The 23,214-nt window shown below is 74.1% G+C and carries 21 protein-coding genes; all 21 read right to left on the bottom strand.

Annotated features, from left to right (window positions below; translation table 11 throughout):
• Window position 1 precedes the first annotated feature (1 nt).
• The 21 genes from cysD to ACFW6A_RS20625 all read right to left on the bottom strand — a co-directional run bounded on the left by cysD (window position 2) and on the right by ACFW6A_RS20625 (window position 23,211).
• Complete coding sequence (gene cysD, locus ACFW6A_RS20725; RefSeq protein WP_351845636.1) at window positions 2-937, bottom strand: sulfate adenylyltransferase subunit CysD; 936 nt, start codon at window positions 935-937, stop codon at window positions 2-4.
• Window positions 934-1,479: an adenylyl-sulfate kinase gene (gene cysC, locus ACFW6A_RS20720; protein ID WP_386641832.1), complete on the bottom strand. Its 546-nt coding sequence runs from the start codon at window positions 1,477-1,479 to the stop codon at window positions 934-936. The genes cysD and cysC overlap by 4 nt, the downstream gene beginning before the upstream one ends.
• Window positions 1,476-2,453: an LnmK family bifunctional acyltransferase/decarboxylase gene (locus ACFW6A_RS20715; protein ID WP_386641829.1), complete on the bottom strand. Its 978-nt coding sequence runs from the start codon at window positions 2,451-2,453 to the stop codon at window positions 1,476-1,478. Before ACFW6A_RS20715 ends, cysC begins: the two co-directional genes overlap by 4 nt.
• Window positions 2,450-3,553 (bottom strand): histidinol-phosphate transaminase, encoded by a 1,104-nt coding sequence (gene hisC, locus ACFW6A_RS20710; RefSeq protein ID WP_351845642.1) that lies wholly within the window; start codon window positions 3,551-3,553, stop codon window positions 2,450-2,452. Before hisC ends, ACFW6A_RS20715 begins: the two co-directional genes overlap by 4 nt.
• 69 nt (window positions 3,554-3,622) lie before the next feature.
• Entirely contained in the window at window positions 3,623-3,853 is a 231-nt protein-coding gene (locus ACFW6A_RS20705) for an acyl carrier protein (protein ID WP_351845644.1), read from the bottom strand.
• A 54-nt stretch (window positions 3,854-3,907) separates the two neighbouring features.
• Window positions 3,908-4,945, bottom strand: coding sequence for a 4-hydroxy-2-oxovalerate aldolase (gene dmpG, locus ACFW6A_RS20700; RefSeq protein WP_351845646.1), 1,038 nt, complete (start codon window positions 4,943-4,945; stop codon window positions 3,908-3,910).
• On the bottom strand, window positions 4,942-5,835 hold the full coding sequence (locus ACFW6A_RS20695; RefSeq protein ID WP_351845648.1) for an acetaldehyde dehydrogenase (acetylating): 894 nt from the start codon (window positions 5,833-5,835) through the stop codon (window positions 4,942-4,944). The genes dmpG and ACFW6A_RS20695 overlap by 4 nt, the downstream gene beginning before the upstream one ends.
• A 52-nt stretch (window positions 5,836-5,887) precedes the next feature.
• Window positions 5,888-6,682 carry a fumarylacetoacetate hydrolase family protein gene (locus ACFW6A_RS20690; RefSeq protein ID WP_351845650.1) on the bottom strand — a complete coding sequence of 265 codons (795 nt, stop codon included), beginning with the start codon at window positions 6,680-6,682 and terminating at the stop codon, window positions 5,888-5,890.
• Window positions 6,683-6,942: 260 nt separating this feature from the next.
• Complete coding sequence (locus ACFW6A_RS20685) at window positions 6,943-7,950, bottom strand: helix-turn-helix domain-containing protein (RefSeq protein ID WP_351845652.1); 1,008 nt, start codon at window positions 7,948-7,950, stop codon at window positions 6,943-6,945.
• A gap of 92 nt (window positions 7,951-8,042) precedes the next feature.
• Window positions 8,043-8,405 carry a hydroxyisourate hydrolase gene (gene uraH / locus ACFW6A_RS20680; protein WP_351845654.1) on the bottom strand — a complete coding sequence of 121 codons (363 nt, stop codon included), beginning with the start codon at window positions 8,403-8,405 and terminating at the stop codon, window positions 8,043-8,045.
• Window positions 8,406-8,853: 448 nt separating this feature from the next.
• Entirely contained in the window at window positions 8,854-9,171 is a 318-nt protein-coding gene (locus ACFW6A_RS20675; protein WP_351845656.1) for a hydroxyisourate hydrolase, read from the bottom strand.
• A 79-nt stretch (window positions 9,172-9,250) separates the two neighbouring features.
• Window positions 9,251-12,349 carry a BTAD domain-containing putative transcriptional regulator gene (locus ACFW6A_RS20670; protein ID WP_386641822.1) on the bottom strand — a complete coding sequence of 1,033 codons (3,099 nt, stop codon included), beginning with the start codon at window positions 12,347-12,349 and terminating at the stop codon, window positions 9,251-9,253.
• 265 nt (window positions 12,350-12,614) lie between these two features.
• Window positions 12,615-15,389, bottom strand: a complete 2,775-nt coding sequence (locus tag ACFW6A_RS20665) for an ATP-binding protein (RefSeq protein ID WP_386641819.1) — start codon at window positions 15,387-15,389, stop codon at window positions 12,615-12,617.
• Between the two features lie 186 nt (window positions 15,390-15,575).
• Window positions 15,576-15,791: an MbtH family protein gene (locus ACFW6A_RS20660; RefSeq protein WP_351845662.1), complete on the bottom strand. Its 216-nt coding sequence runs from the start codon at window positions 15,789-15,791 to the stop codon at window positions 15,576-15,578.
• 79 nt (window positions 15,792-15,870) lie between these two features.
• Window positions 15,871-17,172 (bottom strand): L-lysine 6-transaminase, encoded by a 1,302-nt coding sequence (gene lat, locus ACFW6A_RS20655; RefSeq protein WP_351845664.1) that lies wholly within the window; start codon window positions 17,170-17,172, stop codon window positions 15,871-15,873.
• A gap of 6 nt (window positions 17,173-17,178) precedes the next feature.
• The gene (locus ACFW6A_RS20650) at window positions 17,179-17,823 is read right to left on the bottom strand and encodes an HAD family hydrolase (protein ID WP_386486856.1); all 645 of its coding nucleotides are present in this window, start codon (window positions 17,821-17,823) and stop codon (window positions 17,179-17,181) included.
• Entirely contained in the window at window positions 17,823-18,713 is an 891-nt protein-coding gene (gene rfbD, locus ACFW6A_RS20645) for a dTDP-4-dehydrorhamnose reductase (RefSeq protein WP_351845668.1), read from the bottom strand. The genes ACFW6A_RS20650 and rfbD overlap by 1 nt, the downstream gene beginning before the upstream one ends.
• Complete coding sequence (locus ACFW6A_RS20640; protein ID WP_351845670.1) at window positions 18,713-19,387, bottom strand: RraA family protein; 675 nt, start codon at window positions 19,385-19,387, stop codon at window positions 18,713-18,715. Before ACFW6A_RS20640 ends, rfbD begins: the two co-directional genes overlap by 1 nt.
• A complete protein-coding gene (locus tag ACFW6A_RS20635; protein WP_351845672.1) occupies window positions 19,363-21,324 on the bottom strand; it encodes a transketolase C-terminal domain-containing protein in 1,962 nt (653 codons plus the stop codon). Before ACFW6A_RS20635 ends, ACFW6A_RS20640 begins: the two co-directional genes overlap by 25 nt.
• 26 nt (window positions 21,325-21,350) lie before the next feature.
• A complete protein-coding gene (locus tag ACFW6A_RS20630) occupies window positions 21,351-22,160 on the bottom strand; it encodes an SDR family oxidoreductase (protein ID WP_386483826.1) in 810 nt (269 codons plus the stop codon).
• Window positions 22,144-23,211 carry an N-acetylneuraminate synthase family protein gene (locus ACFW6A_RS20625; RefSeq protein WP_351845676.1) on the bottom strand — a complete coding sequence of 356 codons (1,068 nt, stop codon included), beginning with the start codon at window positions 23,209-23,211 and terminating at the stop codon, window positions 22,144-22,146. The genes ACFW6A_RS20630 and ACFW6A_RS20625 overlap by 17 nt, the downstream gene beginning before the upstream one ends.
• Window positions 23,212-23,214 lie beyond the last annotated feature (3 nt).

Genomic DNA, 23,214 nt, shown 5'->3' with positions numbered 1-23,214 from the left:
CTCAGAAGTACCCCTCGCGCTTGCGGTCCTCCATGGAGGCCTCGGAGAGCTTGTCGTCGGCGCGGGTGGCGCCCCGCTCGGTGAGCCGGGAGGCGGCGATCTCGGCGATCACCTGGTCCAGGGTCTCCGCGTCGGAGTCGACGGCGCCGGTGCAGGACATGTCGCCGACGGTGCGGTAGCGGACGCGCCGCTTCTCGACGGTCTCGCCGTCCCCCGGGCCGCCCCACGCGCCCACCGGGAGCCACATCCCGGAGCGCCGGAAGACCTCGCGCTCGTGGGCGAAGTAGATGCCGGGCAGTTCGATGCCCTCGCGGGCGATGTACTGCCAGACGTCCAGCTCGGTCCAGTCGGAGAGCGGGAAGACCCGGACGTGCTCGCCGGGGGCGTGCCGGCCGTTGTACAGCTGCCACAGCTCGGGGCGCTGGCGGCGCGGGTCCCACTGCGAGAAGCGGTCGCGGAGGCTGAACACCCGTTCCTTGGCGCGGGCCTTCTCCTCGTCGCGCCGGCCGCCGCCGAGGACCGCGTCGAACCGTTCCGTCTGGATCGTCTCGGTCAGCGGCAGCGTCTGGAGCGGGTTGCGGGTGCCGTCGGGACGCTCCTTGAGGACGCCGCGGTCGATGTACTCCTGCACGGAGGCCACGTGGAGGCGCAGCCCGTGGGCGGCCACGGCGCGGTCGCGGTACTCCAGGACCTCGGGGAAGTTGTGCCCGGTGTCCACGTGGAGCAGCGCGAAGGGCACGGGGGCGGGGGCGAAGGCCTTCAGCGCGAGGTGGAGCATGACGATGGAGTCCTTGCCGCCGGAGAAGAGGATCACCGGCCGCTCGAACTCCCCCGCCACCTCGCGGAGGATGTGCACCGCCTCCGACTCCAGCACGTCCGCGTGGGTCGGTGCGTACGGGTCGTCGGTCCGTGCGGGCCGTTGCGTCGCGGTCGTCATGCCAGTCCCTTCCGCCGCAGCAGCGCGACCAGCGATCGCGCCGACTCCGTCCTGCTCTGCTCGTGTGCCGGGAGCCGCAGGTCCGGTGCGGCCGGCGGCTCGTACGGATCGTCCACTCCGGTCAGTCCGGAGATCTCGCCGCGCGCCTGCCGGGCGTAGAGGCCCTTCACGTCGCGGGTGGCGCACACCTCGACCGGTGTCGCCACGTGCACCTCGACGTAGGGGGTGCCGGCGGCGGCGTGCCGTTCGCGCACCGCCGCGCGGGCGTCGGCGTACGGGGCGATGACGGGGACCAGCACGGTCACGCCGTGGGAGGCGAGCAGTTGGGCGACGTAGCCGACGCGGGCGACGTTGGCGTCCCGGTCCTCGCGGGAGAAGCCGAGGCCGGGCGTGAGGTGGGCGCGCAGTTCGTCGCCGTCCAGGACCTGCACCCGGTGCCCGGCGGAGCGGAGCGCGGCGGCCGTGTCGTACGCGATCGTGGTCTTGCCCGCGCTGGGCAGGCCGGTCAGCCACACCGTCGCACCGGGGGCGCCGCCGCTCACGGGGTCACCGGCCGTGCGGTCGGCCCGGGTCCGGTCGCGGTCTCGATCGCGGTGACGGCGATCAGCCGGCCGCTGGCCGCGTCGCGCAGGGCCATGTCGGCGACCTCGGTCCCCGGTGCCCCGTCGCGGATCCAGCGGCGGACGGTGACCGTGAAGACGGTGCCGGGGTCGGCGTTGCCGAAGTAGCCGACCTTCTGGTCGAGGACCTTGCGCCGCAGGAACTCCCCGTCGGTCCGTCCCAGCGAGCGCCACAGGCGCAGCAGCACGGTGTCGAAGACGGCGAAGTACGAGGCGAAGTACATGAGTCCGGCGCCGTTGAGGTCGCGGACCACGTCCAGGGCGTACGGGAAGGTCCGGGGCGGTCCGTCCTCGTGGAAGCCGGGGGGCCCGTCGGGGTGGAAGCTGCCGGTGGCCCGGGCGCGGCCGACGAGGGACCGGGGGGAGTGGGCGTTGGGCAGCGGGGGCAGGTCCTGGTGGGCGAAGCCGGGCGGCGTCACCTGGGCGAGGCCCCGGTTGCTGCCGGCGGTGGTGCGGGCGATCCAGCGGTTGAAGTTCTCGGCGTAGAGGCAGTCCGGGTGCGGGTGCGCGTACACCTCCTCCGGGTCCAGGGGGCCGTCCGGCAGGTCCAGGCCGGCGGGGGCCAGCCGGTGCAGGGTGATGACGGACTGGGTGCCGAACCGGAAGGCCCGGGAGTCGACGCGGAGTTCGTCGCCGAAGGTGAGCCCGTGCGGGTGGACGACGTCTCCGCCGCGCACGTGGAAGTAGTAGAAGGAGAGGTAGGCGGGGTCTCCCGCGGCGGTGCGGGCCGCGTGGACGTTGATCCGGCACGACTCGCTCACCACCTCCCAGGTCCAGTCGCCGATCCGGCCGAACACCAGGGAGCCGCCGCTGCACATGCCCGGGGCGACGACCACGTGGCGGGAGGATCCGGCGGTGGCCGCCGGCGCGCCGGGCGCGGGGTGCACGGTGGTCATGCCCGGTCCTCCCGTCCCGCGCGGGGCGTCCGCTCCGGGGAGCGCCACGCGTCCGCCGCGGCGAGGAACCGGTCGTCGTCCTCGGCGGAGCCGATGGACACGCGGACGCCCGTGCCGGGGAAGGCGCGCACGGCGACGCCGTGGCTCGCGCACCACGCGCCGAAGGCGGCGGCGTCCTCGCCGAGGCGCAGCCAGAGGAAGTTGGCCTGGCTGTCGGGGACCTCCCAGCCGGCGCGCAGCAGGGCGTCGCGGACGCGGGCGCGTTCCGCGACGGTCTCGTCGACGCGCCGCAGCAGCCGGTCCTCCAGGCCGAGGGCGGCGACGGCCGCCCGCTGCGCGACGCTGTTCACCGCGTAGGGCAGGGCCGCCTTGCGGAGGCCCTCGACGACGCGGGGGTCGCCCACCAGGTATCCGGTCCGCAGCCCGGCCAGTCCGTACGCCTTCGAGAAGGTGCGCAGCACGACGAGGTTCGGGTGCCCGGCGCACAGCGGCAGCGCGCTCGCCGCCGCCGGTCCTCGGACGTACTCGTGGTACGCCTCGTCCACCGCGACCAGGCAGGTAGGCGGCACCGAGCCGAGGAACTTCCGGAGTTCCTCGGGGTCGACGGCCGTGCCGGTCGGATTGTTGGGGTTGCACACGACGACGAGCCGGGTCCGGTCGGTGATCCGGTCGGTCATGGCCGCGAGGTCGTGGGTCTCGCCGGCCAGCGGCACCTGGACGGACTCCACGCCGGCCAGGGCGGCGAGGGTGGGGTAGACCTCGAACGACGGCCAGGCGTAGACGGCCTGGGCGCCGGGGTCGGCGACCGCCTGGAACAGGGTCTGGAGGAGGGCGACGGAGCCCGCGCCGACGGCGATCCGGTCCTCCGTGACGCCGTGGGCGCGGGCGAGGGCGCGGATCAGCTCCCCGCAGCCGGGGTCCGGGTAGCGGTTCACGCCGGCGCCGGCGGCGGCGATCGCCTCGACGATGCCGGGGAGGGGGGTGTGCGGCGACTCGTTCGCCGACAGCGGGCGGGGGCGCGCGGCCGGGTCGTGGACGCCGTCGGAGGGCTTGTAGGGGGCGACGGTCTCCAGGACCGCGCGCAGGGGTGGGTGGGTCATGGGGACTCCCGTGGGAGAGGGGCGCCGCCGCGCCGGTCGTGCGGGCGGCGCCCGGATCGACGGTGGGGCTCAGCCTCCGGGGCGCCGTTCGGCCATCAGACGGGCCACGTCGGCGAGGGTTCCGGCGTCCAGCAGTTCGTAGTCGTGGACCTCGATGCCGAGCCGCTCGTTCAGCGCGGCGGCGAGTTCCAGCACCGACAGGGAGTCCAGTCCGACCTCCTCGCGGGTGGCGGTGGGGACGACGTCCTCCTCGCGCACCTGGAGGTCGGCGACCAGGATGTCCTTCAGTTCGTCGTACACGGCTGCTCTTCCCTCGTTGTCCTCGCCCGACGGAGGGCCGCGGGGCCGCGGCTCTCACGCACCTCGTGCCGCCTTCAGGCCGAGGGCCACCTCGACGATCAGGTCCTCCTGACCCGCGACGGCCTGCCGCCTGCCCAGTTCGAAGAAGACGTCGCGCGGGTCGACGTCCTCGCGCCGGGCGATGTCCAGGACCCGGTTCTTGAATCCGGAGAACACGCCGGCCAGGCCGCTGACGACGCTCAGCGAGTCGATGGCGGGCGGGGCCGGCATGAGCTCGCGCTCGGCGAGGTCGGCGGCGTCCAGGAGTCCGTACAGGTCGATCCCGGTGGCGAAGCCCATCCGTTCCAGCACCGGCACCAGGACCTCCAGCTGGGTGTTGCCGGCGCCCGCCCCGAATCCGCGGGCGCAGGCGTCGAGGATGTCCGCGCCCGCCTCCGCGGCGGCGACGGAGTTCGCGACCGCCATGCCGAGGTTGTTGTGGGCGTGGAACATCACCGGGACGTCGACGGCCTCCCGCATGGCGGTGACGCGTTCCGTGACGTCGGCGGGGAGGTAGTGGCCGGAGGAGTCCATGATGCCGACGGCGTTCGCGCCGAACTCCACCAGCCGGGCGCACTCGCGGGCCAGTCGTCCGGGCGTGGCCATGTGGCTCATCAGGAGCACGGCCTGGGCCTCGACGCCCTGCTCGCGGAGGAAGCCCAGGTGCCGTTCGGCGAGGTCCCCCTCGGTGCAGTGGGTGCCGATCCGGACCACGTCCACCTGGTGGGCGATGGCCCGTTCCAGGTCCCCGGTGGTGCCCCAGCCGGGCAGCATGAACACGGCCATCCTGCTGTCGCGCAGGGCCTCGCGGACGATCGACAGCATCTCGTCGTCGCCGAGCCTGGCCTGCCCGACCTGGAGTGAGGAGGCTCCCAGGCCGTTGCCGTGCCCGATCTCGACCACGGGGACGCCGGCGGCGTCCGCCGCGCTCGCGTAGGCCCGCAGTTGTCCGGCGTCCAGCTGGTGGCGGACGGCGTGGTGGCCGTCGCGGAGGGACGCGTCGTAGAGGAGCACCCGCTTTCCGGGGCCGTCGGGCGTGGTGGCTGCGCTCATGGCGTCTCCGTACCGGTGCGCGCCGGGGCGGCCGCCGCGCACTGCTCGGCGATGTGGACCGCGGCGGAGTTGATGATGTCGAGGTTGCCGGCGTAGCGGGGGATGCGTCCGCCGGAGGAGGTGACCTCGGCGGCGACGAACACCTTGCCCTCCTCCACGACGCAGGCGGTGATCCGGTAGCCCGGGACGAAGGAGCGGACCCGGTCGGCGGCGGCCGTCACGGCCGCGGTCACCGAGGCGGTGGCGAAGCCCTCCCCGAGCACGGACATGGCGACCCGGAAGGTGGCCGGCGGTCTGGCCGGGCTGATGTTGAGGATGGCCTTGACGTCCTTGACGCCGGTGAAGTCGCGGACGGCGTCCTGGGTGGTCTCGACGTACTCGTCGAGGTTGAGGCGGGTGGAGCGGCCGACGCTGGGGCTGGCGGCCGTCGTGACGACCTCGACGTACTCGACCCGGTGGGCCTGGGTGAGCGCGTGGAGGACGGGTATCGAGGCCTGGCCGCCGCAGCTGATCATGTTGATGTCGTCGCAGTGGAGGACCTCGGCGCCGTTCACGCTCGGGATCACCATCCGGCCGACCTTGCTCGGCGTCAGGTCCACGAGCTTCGCGCCGGCCCGGCGGAGGCGTTCCGCGTGCTCGGCGTGGGCCATGGCGTTGGTCGCGTCGAACACGATGGCGAACGGTTCCGGGGCGTCCAGGAGGGACTCGACGCCGCGCGTGCCGATGGGAAGGCCGAGGTCGGCCGCCTGCCGCAGGCCCGGCGTGTTCTCGTCGCGTCCCACGACCATGCCGCAGTCGAGGAACTCCGAACGCATGATCTTCTCTGCCAGATCGACGCCGATGAGGCCGGCGCCGAGGACGGCCACGGGCAGGCGCCCGGTTCGTTTCATGGCTGCATCGCCCTTCCCTCTCTACGGATTCGCCTTGGGGGGCGTCGGTGGCCTACGCGTCGCCCACGTGAAGAGTGACGGTGCCCAGCCGGTCGAACTCGGCCTCGAAGCGGTCGCCGGGGCACATCGGGACCGCGGCGTGGAGGGCGCCCGTCATGATCAGCTGTCCCGCTTCGAGCGTCACTCCGTGCTCGCCGAGGACGTTGGCCAGCCACGCGACCACCGCGGCCGGGTCGCCCAGGGCGGCGGCGCCGGCTCCGGTCGCGACGAGTTCGCCGTTGCGGGAGAAGGCCATGCCGATGAGGCGGGTGTCGCAGTCCTCGGGCAGGACGACCGGCGGGCCGAGCACCACCGCGCCGTTCGAGGCGAGGTCGGCGACGGTGTCCGCGAGCCGGATCCGCCAGTCCTCGATCCGGGAGTCGACGATCTCCAGGCCCGCCATGACCTCGGCGACCGCCGACCGCGCCTCCTCCACGGTGACCCCGGGCCCCCGGAGGGGGCTGCCGAGCCGGAAGACGATCTCCGCCTCGACCTTGGGCGCGATGAACGCGCCGCCCGGCGTGGTGGCTCCGTCCCCGTACACGGTCGAGGCGAGCACCGGCCCGTAGTCGGGGGTGTCGACGCCGAACAGTCCTTGCATCGGGGCGGAGGTGAGTCCCGCCTTGTAGCCGACGACGCGGTCGCCGGCGGCGGTCAGCATCGCGACGAGTTCGCGCTGGACGGCGTACCCGTCGTGCACGTCCAGCGCGGGGTCGTCGTCGGTGAAGGGGGGGACGGGGCGGCCCGTCGCACGCGCCTCGTACAGTGCCTTGGCCATGATTCTGGCGTCGTCCACCGAGATGTTCACGCTGCTCCTGTCAGAACACATCGCGCCTGCCCTTGTGGGGCCCGTCGGTGATCTCTTCGCGGACCGTCTCGCGTCCCGGCGCGGCGGGGTCCTCCGGATCGGCCGAGCGGATCCGGGCGAGGGGGGCGTGGCCGCGAAGTCCCTGTGCCGTCCCCCTCGTCGCACGTCTCACGGTAGCCACGAAGCGACCGCCGCAGAAGTGTTCGCCTCCTGTCTCTGGGAACGGGCGCCCCGCCGCCGGTCCGCCCGCGGGCGGGGGCTCACCGGGCCGCCCGCCAGGAGTCCTTCACCGGGTCGGTCCGCTGGAGTCCGGCGGCCAGCCGCTCCCACTCCCTGGCGTAGTGGCTCACCACCTCGGTGAGGGCGCCGGCGCAGTGCGGCGGGACGGCGGCCAGCAGCTGCTCGCCCGCCGCCAGCCCGTGGGCCTGGCCGTTGAGCCAGCGCAGCAGGGCGCGGCCGCTGTCCGTGAAGCGGAGGGAGGGGTCGTTGGCCAGGACGTCCATGGCCCGCACCCGCAGGCGGGCGGCCCCGCGCGCGGAGGCGTCCACCGGCACGGGCCGGGGCCCGGGGGCGGGGCACCGCGGCGGCGGCGCGACCACGAGGGGGGCGAGGCGGACGGGGTCCTCGCGGGCGGCCGGGGCCGGGCCGTCCGTGCCGGGCTCCGGCGCGCAGGAGCGCAGTTCCTGCCGCAGGCGGTGGGCGGTGCTGACGGAGACGCCGGCCTCCCGGGCCACTTCGCGCAGCGTCGCCCGGGGCCGCTGCGCCAGCAGCGATCGGGCCTTCTCCCGGCGTTCCGGCATGTCGGCGGGGCGCACCCGGCCGTCCCGGCCCACCCGGGGGAGGGCGGGGTTCGACTGAGGAGATTCCTCAGTCGAACGCCTCCCCCGTACGACCCCTACCGTCTTGGGCGACACCCCGGTGACGGCGGCGATGGCCCGGTCCGACCAGTGGGGGTGGGTGGTGAGGATGCGCAGGACGGCCGCCTTGCGGTCCTCCAGGGTCAGGGGGAGGCCGTGGCCGATGTTGGCCCGCACCGACCGGATGAACAGGTCGGCGACCGGTCCGTCGACGTAGCGGACGGTGATGCGGGGTTCGCCGCGCAGGACCGTGGCCCGGAGCCGGTGCATGCCGTCGACGACCCGGCCGGTGCCCCGGTGGACGAGGATCGGTTCGAAGGCGGTGCCGCTTTCCGCGAGCGCCTGCGCGTGGCCCTCGCTGAGCCCCGAAAGACGCGGCGAGTCCGCCGGCAGCAGGGATGCGACGGGCACGGTGTGAAGCGTGGACTGCGATGCGTCCGACAACTGTTCCATCCCTTCTGCTTGCGCGGGAAAGGCGGGAGAGAGGGGACCGCCGGGCGGCCTCACGTCTGCTCGGCCGCCGCCTGCCTGGGGGCGGGCCCCCGATAGGTGGTGTACGAGAACGGGCTGAGCAGCAGCGGGACGTGCAGGTGGCCGGGGTCGCCCGGGTGGCGGAGGGAGACGACGACCTCCGGGTAGAGGCTGTCGAGGGCCCGTTCGGCGAAGTACTCGCCGGTCTCGAAGACGAGCCGGTAGGTGCCGCGCGGCAGCTCCTCGCCGGACAGCGAGCCGATCTTCCCGGTGTCGTCGGTGCGCGACCGGGCCACGGCGGCCCAGGCCCCCTGTTCCCGGGCGTGCAGCGTGACGACCAGGTCCGCGACCGGGCGGCCGTTGGTGGAGTCGATGACCCGAACCGAGATGCTCATCCGCCGTCGCCTCCCCGGCGCCCCGGTCGGGTCGCCGTCCGTTCTTCCCCTGCCATCAACACCGCGTCTCTTCCTGCGTCGTCCGTACGTGGGGCGTTCCCGCTCGCCGGCGGAGGGCCGGCCCCGGAGGGGGTCAGCCCCAGATGGTGTCGTCCGTGGTCCAGACGCCCGCGAATCCGGCCAGGGTGCACAGCAGAGCGAACATGGTGATCTCCCGTGTGGAAACTCGTGACCCGGAGGTCGGGTGGATGTCTCCAGTCTCACGAGGTCCCTTTTCGTCCTCCTACCGGAACGCTAAGTACTCGCTAAGCGCCGGGAGCCAAGGGAGTTCCGCCCTCGTGGGGCCGTGATGGTGAACGGGGAAGGGATCGCCTTCGCGCGACCGCGCCGCCCTCGGGGATCGGCCCGGGCGGGGTCGCCTGTCGTCGTGCCTCGCCGTCGGCCTCCGTCAGGGGCCGACGGCGCTCACCGCGTATCCGTGAGGGGCGATGACGATCGGGATCTCCCGGTCCGTCTCCCACTCGGCGAACACGACCACGATGTGACTGTAGAACGGCCGCATCCCGAGCGTCGTGAAATACCGGTCGGTCTCCAGGACCAGCCGGAAGGGCCCGGGGGCGTCCTCCGGCCGGGGCGGCCGGTCCAGCCGGCCGTCGCTGCCGGTCAGCCCCTGCCACACGGTCTGCCACGCGTCCAGGCGCGGCCTTTCGATGCGGACCGGCAGCCCGTCGACGGGCCGCCCGTTGGTTCCATCAGAGACACACACTCCCAGTTTCACGTGACACCGGCCTCATCGATTGCGTCCTTGGTGGGGCGGGACGCCGGATGCGTCCCGTCCGCGGGTCTCAGCCCGCACCCGCCCGTGCGTAGGCGGCCTCGTCGGCGGGGCCGGAGCCGGGGGTCGCGCCGACCTCGCCCATCAGGCGCAGCGTCTGTTCCCGCCACCGGGTGGCCCGCATCCGCTCGAAGATCTCCAGGGCGGCGGCGAAGTGCTCCCGGGCGCACGCGCGGTCGCCCCGGTCCGCGGCCACCTCGCCGAGCGAGAGCCGGATCCGGCCGATGGCGAGGTATTCGTGGGCCCGGGTGGCGATCCCCATGGCCTGCTCCAGCATCCCGTAGGCCGCGCCGTGGTCGCCCTGGCGCCACCGCACGATCGCGAGTCCGCGGAGCACGTAGCACTCCCCCACCGGGTCGCCGACCGAGCGGACGGTCTCCAGGGCCCGGGTGAACGCGTACTCGGCCTCGGTGACCTCGTCGATCTGCAGGTGGGCCTCGCCGAGGCGGCACAGGATCTGCGCGCGCACCCGCCGGTTGCCCGAGCGCTCGACCGCCACGAGGCCGTCCGCCATGACGCGCTTGCCCTCGGCGATCAGTCCGCGGTCCAGGTGTATCTGGGCCATGTTGCTCAGGACGTGCGCCTCGGCGGTGGAGTCGTTCACCTCGCGGAGCATGCCGAGCGCCTTCTCGTATCCCGCCATCGCCTCGTCGAGGCGGCCCTGGATCCGGTCGACGAAGGCGAGGTTGCGCAGGGCGAGGCCCTCGCCGTGGAGGTCGCCGACCCGCCGGAAGAGGTCGCCGGCGAGCCCCAGCCGGCCGTGGGCCTCGTCCAGTTCGTACTGGAACATGTGCAGGGTGCCGAGGGAGTACAGCATCGCCGCCCGGCCGCGCCGGTTGTCGTTGTGCTGGGTGACGGCGAGCGCGATCTCGTGCGTGGTGCGCCAGTCGTCGAAGTAGCCGTACATCTCGAAGAGCGTGACGAGGGTGAGCGCCAGGTCCCAGCACAGCTCGTCGAGGCCCGCGCCGGCGGCCTGCCGGACGGCCGTGATCAGGCTGGCCCGCTCGTCCTCGAACCACCGGAGCGGGTCGGCGAGTTCCCGGTCGATGACGGGCTGGTCGAGCGGCAGGCGGGGTGCCTGCCCGTGGATCAGCGTGTGGTCCCCGCCGTACGCCCGCCGGTGCGCCTCCTCCACCAGGAACAGCCAGGTGCCGAGCACCCGGCCGAGGACGGCGGACCGCTCGGCGGTGGTCTCGTGCGCGGCCAGGCACTCCTGCGAGTAGACCCGGACCAGGTCGTGCAGGCGGTAGCGGGGGCGGCTGCCCTTCACCACCTCGACGTCGACGAGCTGGGCGTCCACGAGGAACTCCAGGGTGTCCTCGGCCTCCGTCGCGGCGACGTCGAGCAGCGGGGCGGCGACCCAGCCGGCGAACTCCGAGGCCTCCAGCATGGACAGCCGCCGGAAGAGGCGCTGCGCGTCGGGGGGCAGCCCCTGGTAGGCCATGGCCAGGCCGGCCCGGACGCCGACGCCGCCGTGGGTCAGCTCGTCCAGGCGCTGGCGTTCGTCACCGAGCCTGGCCACCATCTTGCTGAGCGGCCAGTGCGGCCGGGCCGCCAGCCGGGCGGCCACGATCCGCAGGGCCAGCGCGAGGTTGCCGCACTGCTTGACCAGCAGCAGGGCGCTGGACATCTCGCTGTGGATCCGCTCGGCGCCGAGGATCCGGCTGAGGAGCTGCAGCGCCTGCTCGGTGGAGAACACGTCGATCTGGACGGAGTTCGTGCCCTCCAGGCCGGCCAGCCGGGACCGGCTCGTGATGAGGACCGGGCAGTTGGAGGAGCCGGGCAGCAGCCAGCGCACCTGTTCCTCGTCGATGGCGTCGTCGAGGACGATGAGCATGCGCCGGTCGGCGACCACGTTGCGGAAGAGCTCGGCCCGTTCCTCGATGCTCGGCGGCACGGCCGGTCCCGGGATGCCCAGGCTGCGCAGGAAGCGCTCCAGGATGCGGGTCGGCAGGATCGGCTGGGCCGAGGGTCCGCGCAGCTTGGCGAACATCTGGCCGTCGGGGAAACGATTCGCCAACGAATGCCCGAGGTGGACCGCGAGGGTGGTCTTGCCGACTCCGCCCTTGCCGGTGATCGCCACGATCCGCAGGGCGTACGGCGTCTCCGCGGCCTCCTCGAGGCCGGCTCTGAGCCGGGCGAGCAGTTCGTCGCGGCCGGTGAAGTCGGCGATGGCGCCGGGCAGCAGACGGGGCACCGCCGGCGGCTCGACGAAGACCGCGGCCTGCGCCGGGGGTTCCGGCGCGGGCGCCGGTTCGGGCACGGGGGCGGGGACGGATACGGGCGCGGACACGGGGGCGGGGGCGGGCTCCGGTGGCGCGGCGGGGGCGGCGGCCGGCGCGCCCGGCGGCCGCGTCGCGCCCTCCAGCCGGCCGGCCAGGATCGCCTCCTGGATCCGGCGCAGCTCCTCCCCCGGCTCGATGCCGAGTTCGTCGACCAGCTCGCGCCGGCCGCGCCGGTAGACCTCCAGCGCCTCGGCCTGGCGGCCCGACCGGGACAGCGCCACCATCAGCTGGGCGCGGAGCCGTTCCCGCAGCGGGTTCTGCATGACCAGGTCGATGAGCCGCGCCACGAGCTGCTGGTGCAGGCCGAGGGCCAGCCGGGCGTCCACCCACTGCTCGACGACGGCCAGCCGCTGCTCGTCCAGCCGGGCGGCCGGGGCCTGGAGCACCGTGCTGGTGACGCCGCCGCCGAAGCACGCGGACCCGCGCCAGAGCCCGAGGGCCGTCTCGAAGGAGGAGGCCGCCTCCTCGAAGCGGCCCTCCTCCGCGGCGGCGCGTCCGGCCGCGGCGGCCCGCTCGAAGACCTGGAGGTCCAGCTCGTCGTCCCCGACCTCGGCGAGGTAGCCGGGCGACCTGGTCAGGATGACCTCGGCCAGACCGACCTTCGCCATGCTGGCCCGGACCATGGAGACGCAGATCTGGATCTGGGCGCGCGCGGTGGGCGGCGGGGATGCCCCCCAGACCGCGTCGACCAGCCGGTCCGTCGGCACGATCCGGTTGGGCTCCAGGAGCAGCACCGCCAGGACGACGCGCTGACGCTCGGCGGTGATCAGCGCCGGGCCACCGGGGCCGGCCACTTCCAACGGCCCGAGTAAACGAAAGCGCATGACCGTCCTTCACATCCGCGACACATTTCCCGCCGGTCAGCTACGCAGCGACCTCATATCTACCCAACGCGATCGGCTCTGTCCAGAGAGCATCGAATCCGAAGTGACCGGGAGGGCACCGGCGGAAGCCACGGAGTGATTGACGGCGGGTTTCGAGAAGGATTCCGAGCCATGTTGTCGGAATTTCGACGGCGGAAAGGAAAGCGGCGGCGGGAACGGCGCGCGGCCGCCGTCCCCCCCTGCCCGCCCGGACGCGTCCCCGGGCTCAGTGCCGGCCCGCGTCGGTGAGGTCCCCCTTCGCCGGGCCGCCCAGCAGCGGCGGCAGGTCCGCCCGCCGGCTGATGCGCAGCTTCCGGTACGTGCGGGTCAGATGCTGCTCGACCGTGCTGACCGTGACGTGCAGCCCCTCGGCTATCTCCCGGTTGGAGCAGCCGACCGCGGCCATCGCGGCCACCCGGCGCTCGGCCTCGGTGAGCCCGTCGCCGCCGTCGGGCCGGGCCGGCGCCGCCGTGGGGCTCTCCAGGGCCAGGCCCCTGACCAGCGCCTCGGCGTGGCAGTCGGCCGCCACGATCACGGCGCGGCGCTCGGCCGCCGCGGCCCGCCGGAACTCGCCCAGGGTGCGGTAGGCGCGGGCCAGGTCGGCGAAGGCCAGGGCGAGTTCGTACCGGTCGCCGTCGTCGGACTGCAGCAGTTCGGCGGCCCGGCGCAGCAGCGCCGGCCGGTGCGCCGGGGCTCCGGTCCCGGCGAGGACCCGGGTCGCGGCGCCGCGGACCCGGTTCGGCATCACGGGGAACAGGGCGGCCTGTTCCTCCAGCACCCGCAGGGCGTCGTCCGGGCGGCCGAGGCCCAGGTACACCTCGGCCACGTCGGTGCGCCACGGGATGAGGCCGGGCGTGTCCATCCCCCAGCGGCGCAGCGTGGCACCGCAGCGGCGCAGGTCCTCCAGGGCCATCTCCAGGTGGCCGGTGGCCAGCCCGAACCGCGCCCGCGCGTGGAGGTAGTGCATGCCGTAGCGGGTGTCGGCCATCGCCTCCGGCACGCGGTGGTCGAGGTGGGTCTGGGCCTCGTCGTAGCGGCCCATCGCGGTGGCGGCCAGGACCAGGGTGCTCAGCGGGGCGCCGACGGTCACGCCCCAGCTGATCGCCGGCAGGGTGGCGAGCGCCTCGCTCGCGTAGCGCCGGGCGTCGACGAGGTCGCCCCGGCGCAGGGCCGCCTCGGCCCGCACCGCGCCGATCCGGGCCCGTCTGGCCGGCAGCCGGCGCTCCTGGGAGCGGTCCAGGATGACGTCGCACCAGTGGGCGGCGCGCTCGGCCCGCCCGCTGTAGGCGAGGGTGAGGAGGGCGCTTTCGACGGTCTCGGTGGACAGTTCGTCGGGCCGGGTGCCGTGGAGGACCCGCTGCGCCACGCCGACCGGCTCGGGGTGGGGTCCTTCGGCGAGCACCGCGGCCAGCGCGGACACGGCCTGGAGCCGGCGGTCGGCGCTCACCGAGTGGGTGGGGGGCCGGCCGGCGGCGGGCCGGGGGCCGAGCGCGGCGAGGAAGGACGGATAGGCGTGCCGCAGCCGGCGCCGGGTGATCTGCAGTTCGGTGGCCGTCTCGGCGTCCGTCGCCCGCCCGGACGCGGCGAGCCGTCCGAGGACCTCCCGGGCCTGGTCGAAGCGGCCGTGCCAGAGCAGCGCCCGTACCAGCGTCAGCGCGTCGACGCTCCGCAGACGGCCCTCGCGCAGCGCCTCGGCGAGTTCGCCGAGCCGGGCGGCGGACACTCCGGGGTTGATGCTCCACTCGGCACGGACCAGGGCGGCGGTGAGGCGCGGTCGCCGGTGCGGGTCCGCGCAGATCCGCCGGGCCAGCCGGAGGCAGTCCACGGCGCGGTCGGCCGCGCCCTCGCGCAGGGCGTGGCCGGCGGCGTCCTCCAGGGCGGGCAGGGCCCAGGGCTCCGCCGGAGCGCCGCCGGCGGCCGGCGCTCCGGCCCGGAGCAGGTGGTCGGCGATCGTGTCGGTGCCGGCGCCGCGTTCGTGGGCGAGTACGGCCGCCCGGGCGTGCAGCCGGGCGAGCTCGGCCGCCTCGATGGCGCCGGTCACCGCCTCGCGGGCGGCCTCGTGGCGGAATCCGTCCGCGGTGAGCAGTCCGCCGGCGACCAGCGCGTGCACCGCCTCGGTGGTACGGGAGGGGCCGAGGCCGATCAGGGCGTCCAGGCCCTCCGGGTCGGCCGGGGCGCCGAGCACCGCGCAGCCGTTCAGCGCCCGGGTCATGTCCGGGCAGCCTCGGCGCAGGCAGGACAGGACGGCCTCGCGGAAGCGGGGGCCCGCCTCGTCGCCGCCGAGGTGGTCGCGGACCAGTGCCTCGACGAGCAGCGGGTTGCCTCCGCTGGCGGCGTGCCAGTCGGCGGCCCGGGCGTCGGCGACGGTCTCGCCGAGGTGCTGGGCGATCAGCCGCCGTACGCCCGCGAGGGACAGCGGGGTCACCTCGACCCGGTGGCAGTGGGGCTGCCTCAGCAGGTCGGCCCCGAAGCGGAAGTCGGTGTCGCAGCCGTGGCCGCTGTGGGTGAACACCGCGAGCACCCGGGCGCTGTTCAGCCGCCGGGCCAGGTAGGCGAGGCAGGTCAGCGAGGCAGGGTCGGCCTGCTCGACGTCGTCGACGGCGAGGTACAGCGGGCGGCGTTCGGCCAGGTCGAGCAGGACGGCGCAGAGGCCCTGCACGATGCCGGCGTCCACCGGCGTCCCGGTGTCCGGGTGCCGGGCGGCGCGCCCGCCCTCCTCGATGAGCGCCACGGCCCGCGCCCGGTCCGCGGGGTCCAGCGGGGCGTCGTCGACGAGCTGCCGCACCACTCCCAGGGGCAGGTGCCGCTCGTCCTCCGATCCCAGCGCCGTCAGCGCGAACATGCCCAGGCCGGGGGCCCGGTCGGCGACGTTGTGCACCAGGACGCTCTTGCCGGCCGCCACCGGTCCGGAGACCAGCACGGCGCGTCCGTGCCCGCCCCGCGCCTTTGCCGCCAGTGCGGTCAGCAGCGCCAACGGTGCCTCGCGCTCCACCAGTTCCACCGCGAACTCCTCCCGTAGGTCAGTAGGGGGAAGACCATTACGGTCACCGACGCGAGCCATGTTTCCCGCCGGGCTCATCGACCGGCTATCAGGGCGCTATCGGCTGTCGCGGAGGAGGAAAAGGCGGCGGCCAGGGACCTCCCCGTGAGGCGGGGCGGTCCCTGGCCGCGTTCCGGCGCGGGTGCTTCAGCCGCTCCGGCGCATCGCGTCGACCAGGCTCTTGGGGCGCATGTCGACCCAGTGCTCGTTCACGTAGTCCAGGCAGTTCTGCCGGGTCGTGCTCGGCAGGACGACGGTCCAGCCGGCCGGGACCTCCGCGAAATCCGGCCACAATGAATACTGCAGTTCCGCATTGACCAGAACGCAGTAGGAAGCACTTTCATCCTCGAACGGATTACTCATGAGCCGTCGCACTCCTTTTTCGCTTCCGGAATTCAAAGCCGCCCGTATTCTGGCCGCGGCCTTCGGCGGCTGACAACCCCTACGACCCCGTACGCGCGGGGGCCAGCGAGGTGAGGACCGCGTCCACGGCGGCGACCGCGCTCTCCAGTTCGCCGAGGCCGATGGTCAGGGCCGGGCGGAAGCGGACGGCGCGCGGCCCGCCGGGCAGCAGCAGGACCCGGTGGTCGCGGCGCAGGCGGTCCAGGACCTCCTTGCGCAGGGCCGGGTCCGGCAGGTCGAAGGCCCACATCAGGCCCAGGCCCCGCACGCCGCTCACGAGCGCCGGGTGGGCGGCGGCCAGGCCGGCGAGCAGTTTGCCGAGGTGGGCGCCCTTGGCCTCGGCGGCCTCCACGAGGCCGTCCCGTTCGATGATCTCCAGGATCCGGGTGGCGCGGACCATGTCCGCGGTGTTGCCGCCCCAGGTGGAGCCGAGCCGGTCCGGCACGGTCAGGGCGCCGTCGGGCACCTGGTCCACCCGGCCGCCCGCCATCAGGCCGCACACCTGGGTCTTCTTGCCGAAGGCGACCACGTCGGGGGCGAGTCCGAGCCGCTGGTAGGTCCACGGCGCGCCGGACACGCCGCAGCCGGTCTGCACCTCGTCGAGGACGAAGAGCACGTCGTGGGCGTGGCAGAGGTCCTGCATGCGCAGCAGGAACTCCCGGCCGAGGTGCCGGTCGCCGCCGGCGCCCTGGACCGGCTCGGCGATGAAGCAGGCGATCCGGTCGCCGCGCTCCTCCAGGTGCCGTCGCGCGACCTCGACCGCCTCGTGCTCGGCGCCGGGCTCCGGCAGCGGGACGCGCGGCCAGTCCCACGCCGGGAAGCGGGCGGTCACCGTCGGCGAGGTGTTGGTCAGGCTCAGCGTGTAGCCGCTGCGCCCGTGGAAGGCGCCCTCCATGTGCAGGACCTCGAGGGGCGCCGCCGGGTCGGCGCGCGGGCGCCGGTCGCGCCAGTCGAAGGCCACCTTGAGGGCGTTCTCCACCGCGAGGGCGCCGCCGTCGATGAAGAAGAGGTGCGGCAGCCGGGGGTCGCCGAGCACCCGGCTGAACGCCGCCGCGAAGCGCGCGTACTGCGCGGTGTAGACGTCGGAGTTGGTCACCTTGTGCAGGGCGGCGCGGGTGAGTTCGGCCAGGAAGGCCGGGTCCCCGGTCATGCCGGGGTGGTTCATGCCCAGGGGCAGGGAGCCGTAGAAGGTGAGCAGGTCCAGGTACTCCTCGCCGCCGCGCGCGTCGACGAGCGTGCTGCCGCGGCTGCGTTCCAGGTCGAGGACGAGGTCCAGGCCGTCCATCAGGACGTGCCGGGACAGCTCCTCCAGGGCGTTGTCCGCCGTGATCTCCAATGTCACACCTCGTCACGCCTCGTGGCGCCGGTAGCGCCGCAGGTCCAGTTCGCTCAGGCTCGACAGCACCGCGTCGGCACCGGCCACGCCGGGGGCCCCGGCGGGCTCCCAGGGCACCGCCACGCAGCGTATTCCGGCGGCGCGGGCGGCGCGGACCCCCGGCGGGGAGTCCTCGACGGCCAGCGCGTCGTCGGCGCCGACCCCGGCGCGCGCCAGCGCGCGCAGGTACAGGTCCGGGGCCGGCTTGTGCCGGTCGGTGTCGTCGCCGGTCACCAGGAAGGCGAAGCGGTCCCGCAGGCCGAGGCGGCGCAGGTGCTCCTCCACCCAGGAGGCCGGGCTGCTGGACACGATCGCGGCGCCCTCCGCGGTGTCCAGCAGCCGTTCCGCGCCGGGCCGGGCCGGTGCGGCGGCGCACCGGGCGGCGCGCCGCCCGCGCTGCCAGGTCCATTCGTCCTCGCCGACCGGCCGGCCCAGCCGGGAGGCCAGGTCGGCCAGGGCGACCCGGGCTCCGGCCGAGTTGCCGACCATCCGGTCCCGCACGCCGGCGTCGAGGGGGACCCCGAGCCGGTCGTAGAGGTCCTGCCAGGCCAGCAGCGCGGCCCGTTCGGTGTCGCACACCACCCCGTCGAAGTCGAGGAGCAGGAACGGCACGGGCATCAGCGGTCCACCGGTCCCCGGTCGAGGGCGGTGAACCGGGCGCAGTAGCGGGCGAGGGCGTCGGTCCAGTGGGGCATGGCGTGGACGAAGGCGGCCGCGCGGGTGCTGTCGAGGCGGGAGTCGCGCGGCCGGCCGCCGACGAATCCGGCGTCGTCCATGGACATCGGCACGGGGTGGGCGGTGCCGAGGCGTTCGGCCAGCGCCCTGCCCACCTGGTACCAGCTGGCCCGGCCCCGGTTGGCGATGTGCAGCAGGCCGCGGACGGCGAGGGCGCCGGGCAGCAGTCCCACGAGCGCGGACGCCAGGTCGGGGAGGTAGGTCGGGCTGCTGAACTGGTCGTCGATCAGGCGCGGCCGGCCGCCGTCGAGGAACTCCCGGGCGGCGGCGAGCACCTGGTCGAGGGCCGGGTCGGTGCCGCCGTACAGCCAGGAGGTGCGGACGACGAGGTGGTCGGGGACGGCCTCGACGATCCGTTCGCCGGCGAGTTTGCTCAGGCCGTAGACGCTGACCGGGTCGGGGATGTCGTCCTCGTTGTACCCGGCGGGCCCGGGGGCCCGGCCGTCGAAGACGTAGTCGCTGGAGATGTAGACGAGCCGGCTGCCGTGGCGCCGGCAGGCGTCGGCGACGTGGTGGGTGCCGCCGACGTTGACGCGGAGGGCCGGTCCGGGGTTCCGCTCGCAGGAGTCCACGACCGCGTTGGCGGCGGTGTGCACGACCACGTCGGGCCGGAAGTCGGCGATCGAGTCCCGGACGGCGGCCTCGTCGCCGATGTCGAAGTCGGCGAGGGAGACGCCGAGGACGGGCCAGTCGGCGGTCTCGGGGCGGGCGGCGAGCTCGTGGCGCAGGGCGGTGCCGAGCATGCCGTCGGCGCCGGTGACGTAGACGCGCATCACAGGTGTCCGAACTCGGCGATCAGTTCGGCGACGGAGAGGCCGGAGGCGATCTTGTCGCGGATCACCCGTTCCCTGTCGATGTTCATCCGGGTGCGGTCGAGCACGGCCTCGGCGTCGTCGCGGGGGACGACGGCGATGCCGTTCTCGTCGGCGACCACGATGTCCCCGGGGTGGATCACCTGGCCGTCGATCACGACCGGCACGTTGACCTGGACCGGTTCGGTGCGGTCGTGGACGGCGGTCGGGGAGGGCCGGGGGACGGTGCTGCGGTACCAGACGGGGAAGTCCAGGTCGCGGATCTCGTCGACGTCGCGGACGGCGCCGTCGACGATGCCGGCGGCGAGTCCGATCTGCTTCGAGAGGGTGGACATCAGGCCGCCCCACATGGCGGTGCGGGTGGTGCCGTGGCAGGCGACCACGACGACGTCGCCGGGGCGCGCGCGGGTGAGCACCGGCATGCAGTCGACGAGGTCGTCGATCGAGAGGTTCACGGTGAGCGCCGGTCCGGCGATCTTGTGGTGGTGCTTGACGGGGAGCAGCCCGCCGATGGCGCCGACGCGCCGTCGGGCGTCGGTGACCAGGCAGCTGGGGCTGTACTCGGCGAGCACCGCGCGGAAGCCCTCGACGAGTTCCTCGGGCGGGCGGGTCAGTTCGTTGCGGACAGTTTCCACGGTGTGTCTCCCGTCGGTTCGGTGGCGCGGCCGCGGTCGAGGACGTCCGCGCCGATCAGGTGGGCCAGGTGGGGTGCGTCCATGCCGTGGGCGGCGAGGACTTCCGCGTCGGTGCCGCAGCGCGGCACCTCGGTGAGGCCGATGCCGCGGAAGCCGGCGCCGTCCCAGGTGCCGGTCTCCAGCAGCTGCCGGGCGATCAGGTCGGCCTGGCCGCCGCGGCCGTACTGGTGCTCGACCACGAAGGCGTGGCGGACGCCGGTGAGCAGTTCGTCGAGCCAGGTGGGGTCGACGCGGTTGTGCCAGGGCAGGTCCACCACGGTCAGCTCGACGCCCCGGGCGGCGAGGATCTCGGCGGCGCCGAGGAGCTGGGCGAGGACGACCGGTCCGGCGCCGAGGGCGACCGCGTCGCGGCCGGGCCGCAGGACGTGTCCCCGGCCGGGCACCAGCGGGGCGGGCGGCAGTCCGGCCAGCTCGGCGGGGACCACCTGGCTGGACAGCCGCAGGTAGACGCTGTCCGGGGTGGTCCGGCAGTAGTCGAGGGCGGCGGCCAGCTGGGCCGGGTGGGAGGGTTCCAGGACGGTGAGCCCGGGGACGGCGCTCAGCGCGGACACGTCGCGGACGGCCTGGTGCGAGTGGCCGGGTCCTGCGGGCAGGAGGCCGGCGAGCGAACCGACGTAGACCACGGGCCTGCGTTCGGTGGCGTTGTTGTAGATGTGCTCGTTGGGCCGGGCGTGCAGGAAGCAGGAGAAGGAGTGGACGAACGGCCGCAGGCCGCCGGCCGCGAGGCCGCCCGCCATCGAGACCATGTCCTGTTCGGCGATGCCGCATTCGACGAACCGGTCCGGGTGGGCGTCCCGGAAGGGGATGAGGCCGGTGTCGAGGAGCAGGTCGCCGTCGAGCGCGACGATCCGCGGGTCCTCGTGCGCGGCCTCGGTGAGCAGCCGCCCGTACAGCTCGGGCAGGCGGACCCCGGCCGGTTTCGCCGGCAGGTCCAGGGTGCGCCTCTCCGGCCGGAGGGGGGCCAGGCCGTGGCGCCGCAGGATTTCGTCGGCGGTGGCCGTCAGCTCCCGGAGCGCGGCGTCGTGGTCCTCCGGGCTCGGGGCGCCGCTGTGGTGGCGGTAGCGCCATTCGCCGGGGGCCATCGAGGTCGCGGCGAAGGTGGGGCAGCCGCCGCCCTTCACCGTGTCGGCGACGATCACGACGGGCCGGTCGGGGTGCTCCTCGGCGCGCTGGGCGAAGGCCTTCTCCAGCTGCCGGGGGTCGTGCCCGTCGCAGTGCAGCACGCCCCAGCCGGCGGCGGTGAACTTGCCGGTGAGGTCGCCGAGGTCGCTGACGTCGGCGACGTACGTGTCGGACTGGAGGCGGTTGTGGTCGACGACGACGGTCAGTTCGCCCATCCCGTACCGCGCGGCGCCGGGCAGCGCCTCCCAGTTCTGGCCCTCCTGCAGTTCGCCGTCGCCGGTCATGACGACGACGCGGGAGGTGCGGCCGGCCAGGCGGTGGGCGAGGACCAGGCCCTTCGCCTTGGAGATGCCCATGCCCAGGGAGCCGGTGTTGAAGGGCATGCCGGGGGTGCCGGTGTCGGGGTGGCCCGGCAGTCCGTCGATCCGCCGCAGCCGGTGCAGCAGGTCCTCGTCGAGCCCGCCGAGGGCGATCATCGCGGCGTACAGGCCGGGCGCGTCGTGGCCCTTCGACGAGAAGTACACGTCGCCGTCGGCCTCGAACGGCCGGTCGAGTTCCTCCAGCAGCAGCCAGCCGACCACGTCGGCGGCGCTGAAGCTGGACCCGATGTGTCCCGACCCGGCGCGGGTGATCATGTAGAGGGTGTTGATCCGGGACATCGCCGCGAAGGCGAGGGCCCGGTCGTACGGGTCGTCGACGTGTCCCAGGACGCGCGCGAACTCGGTGCGCGGGATCCAGGCCAGGGACCTGTCCATGGCTTCTCCTCGGGGGTGGGTCGGGGTCACCGGCAGCCGAACCCGCCGTCCACGGCGAGTTCGGTGCCGGTGACGTAGCGGCTCAGGTCGGAGGCGAGGAACAGCAGCGGTCCGGTGAGGTCCTCGGCGCGGGCCATCCGCCGCAGCGGCACGCGGGCGTCGAACTTCGCCCGGAACACGGGGTCCTGCGCGCCCAGCACCCCGCCCGGCGACAGGGTGTTGACCCGGACTCCGGCCGGCCCCCACAGCACCGCCAGGTAGCGGGTGAGCGAGGCGACGCCGGCCTTGGACATGCCGTACGCGGGCGGTTTCAGGAACGGCGGCTCCACCGGCAGGTGCTCGTACATCCGGGGGTCGGGCGCGAGGCCGCCGTACATCGAGCCGATGTTGACGATCGAGCCGCGGCCGCGGCGGGCCATCCGCGAGCCGAACACCTGGCACATCCGCAGGGTTCCCTGGGCGTTGACGGCGAGGACGCCGCCGGACACCTCGTCCGGGATGTCCTCGAAGAGCCAGCCGGTGCCGTCGGCCGACGGCGGGCTGTCGATGCCCGCGTTGTTGACCAGGACGTCCGGTTCGCCGGCCAGGTCGAGACAGGCGTCGAGCGCCCGGCGCAGGCCGGCGGTGTCGGTGACGTCCGCGACGAGCGGGGTGAACCGCTTCGGGTCGTGCGCGTCCAGCACCGCGCGCAGCTCCGGTCCGCCGCTCTCCCGCACGTCCAGGCCCACCACGTGGGCGCCGGCGCCCAGCAGGGCGTCCGCCCACACCGCGCCGAGCCGTCCGTGCACCCCGGTCACCACGGCGACCGAGCCGGTCAGGTCAATCGCGGCCGGCATCGGCGTCCACCAGCGCGTCCAGGGTGATGTCGGCGTCGGCGGCCAGCGGCCGGGCGAGGGAGCGGCCGACCACGTCGGCGAGCCGGTCGGGGGTCAGTCCGTCGCCCGGCGACTTGATCGCCACGTCCTCCAGGGTGAGGCGGTGCCCGGCCGGCAGGTCCCGGTGGGCGACCAGCTTCTTGCCCATCTTGGCCATCGCGGGCCGCTCGCCCTCCAGGACCTCCTTGTCCCGGGCGCCGAGGGAGCGCCGCACCCGGCGCAGTCCGTCGACGAGTTCGGCCAGGTCGGGCTGTTCCATCGAGAAGGCGTGGTCGCTGCCGGGCGCGGTGCGGTCGAGGGTGACGTGCTTCTCCACCACCCGGGCGCCCAGGGCGTAGGCGGTCCAGGCGGCCCACGGGCCCAGGTCGTGCCCGGAGAAGCCGACCACCGTCTCCGGGAACTCGGCCCGGTAGGCGTCCAGCACCGAGAGGTTCAGCACCTCCGGCTCGGCCGGGTACATCGCCGTGCACTGGAGCAGCGCCAGGTCGGGGTTGATGGGCAGGACGGTGCCGCAGGCGCGCCGCACGGCCTCCATGTCGGCGCCGCCGGTGCTCACGATCAGCGGCTTGCCCACCTTCGCCGCGTAGGCGAGGAGGGGGGTGTTCCTGATGTCCCCGGACGCGATCTTGATCGCCGGGACCCCCAGCTCGGCCAGGAAGTCGACGCTGGCGAAGTCGAAGGCGGTCGCCATGAAGTCGACGCCCAGCTCGGCCGACAGCTGCTGGAGGTGGGTGTACTCGGCGGTGCCGAACTCCAGGAACTCGCGGTGCGCGCCGTACGTCGGGCCGAAGCTGTTGCGTCCCGTGTAGGGGGAGTCGAACATGGCCCGGGTGAAGAGGGAGCGGTTGCTCCGCTTCTGCAGTTTGACCGCACTGGCGCCGGCCGCGGCGGCCTGCCGCACCAGCTCCTCGGCCTTGCCCAGGTCGCCCTCGTGGTTGTGGCCGATCTCGGCGATCACATAGGCGTCGGTCTCGTCGGAGATCGTCCGACCGTTTACCGTCAGCGCTCTCATGGT

This window comes from Streptomyces sp. NPDC058758 (assembly GCF_042746075.1).
GTDB lineage: Bacteria > Actinomycetota > Actinomycetes > Streptomycetales > Streptomycetaceae > Streptomyces.
The sequence above is the reverse complement of the archived record's forward strand: the minus strand, read 5'-3'. Positions and strand labels throughout refer to the sequence as shown.

Bases quoted from the DNA above. Each gene is read 5' to 3' on its own strand.
- cysD (WP_351845636.1), bottom strand. From the start codon at position 937: ATGACGACCGCGACGCAACGGCCCGCACGGACCGACGACCCGTACGCA.
- ACFW6A_RS20715 (WP_386641829.1), bottom strand. From the start codon at position 2,453: ATGACCACCGTGCACCCCGCGCCCGGCGCGCCGGCGGCCACCGCCGGA.
- hisC (WP_351845642.1), bottom strand. From the start codon at position 3,553: ATGACCCACCCACCCCTGCGCGCGGTCCTGGAGACCGTCGCCCCCTAC.
- dmpG (WP_351845646.1), bottom strand. From the start codon at position 4,945: ATGAGCGCAGCCACCACGCCCGACGGCCCCGGAAAGCGGGTGCTCCTC.
- ACFW6A_RS20695 (WP_351845648.1), bottom strand. From the start codon at position 5,835: ATGAAACGAACCGGGCGCCTGCCCGTGGCCGTCCTCGGCGCCGGCCTC.
- uraH (WP_351845654.1), bottom strand. From the start codon at position 8,405: ATGAGCATCTCGGTTCGGGTCATCGACTCCACCAACGGCCGCCCGGTC.
- ACFW6A_RS20670 (WP_386641822.1), bottom strand. From the start codon at position 12,349: ATGCGCTTTCGTTTACTCGGGCCGTTGGAAGTGGCCGGCCCCGGTGGC.
- ACFW6A_RS20660 (WP_351845662.1), bottom strand. From the start codon at position 15,791: ATGAGTAATCCGTTCGAGGATGAAAGTGCTTCCTACTGCGTTCTGGTC.
- ACFW6A_RS20650 (WP_386486856.1), bottom strand. From the start codon at position 17,823: ATGCCCGTGCCGTTCCTGCTCCTCGACTTCGACGGGGTGGTGTGCGAC.
- rfbD (WP_351845668.1), bottom strand. From the start codon at position 18,713: ATGCGCGTCTACGTCACCGGCGCCGACGGCATGCTCGGCACCGCCCTG.
- ACFW6A_RS20635 (WP_351845672.1), bottom strand. From the start codon at position 21,324: ATGGACAGGTCCCTGGCCTGGATCCCGCGCACCGAGTTCGCGCGCGTC.
- ACFW6A_RS20630 (WP_386483826.1), bottom strand. From the start codon at position 22,160: ATGCCGGCCGCGATTGACCTGACCGGCTCGGTCGCCGTGGTGACCGGG.
- ACFW6A_RS20625 (WP_351845676.1), bottom strand. From the start codon at position 23,211: ATGAGAGCGCTGACGGTAAACGGTCGGACGATCTCCGACGAGACCGAC.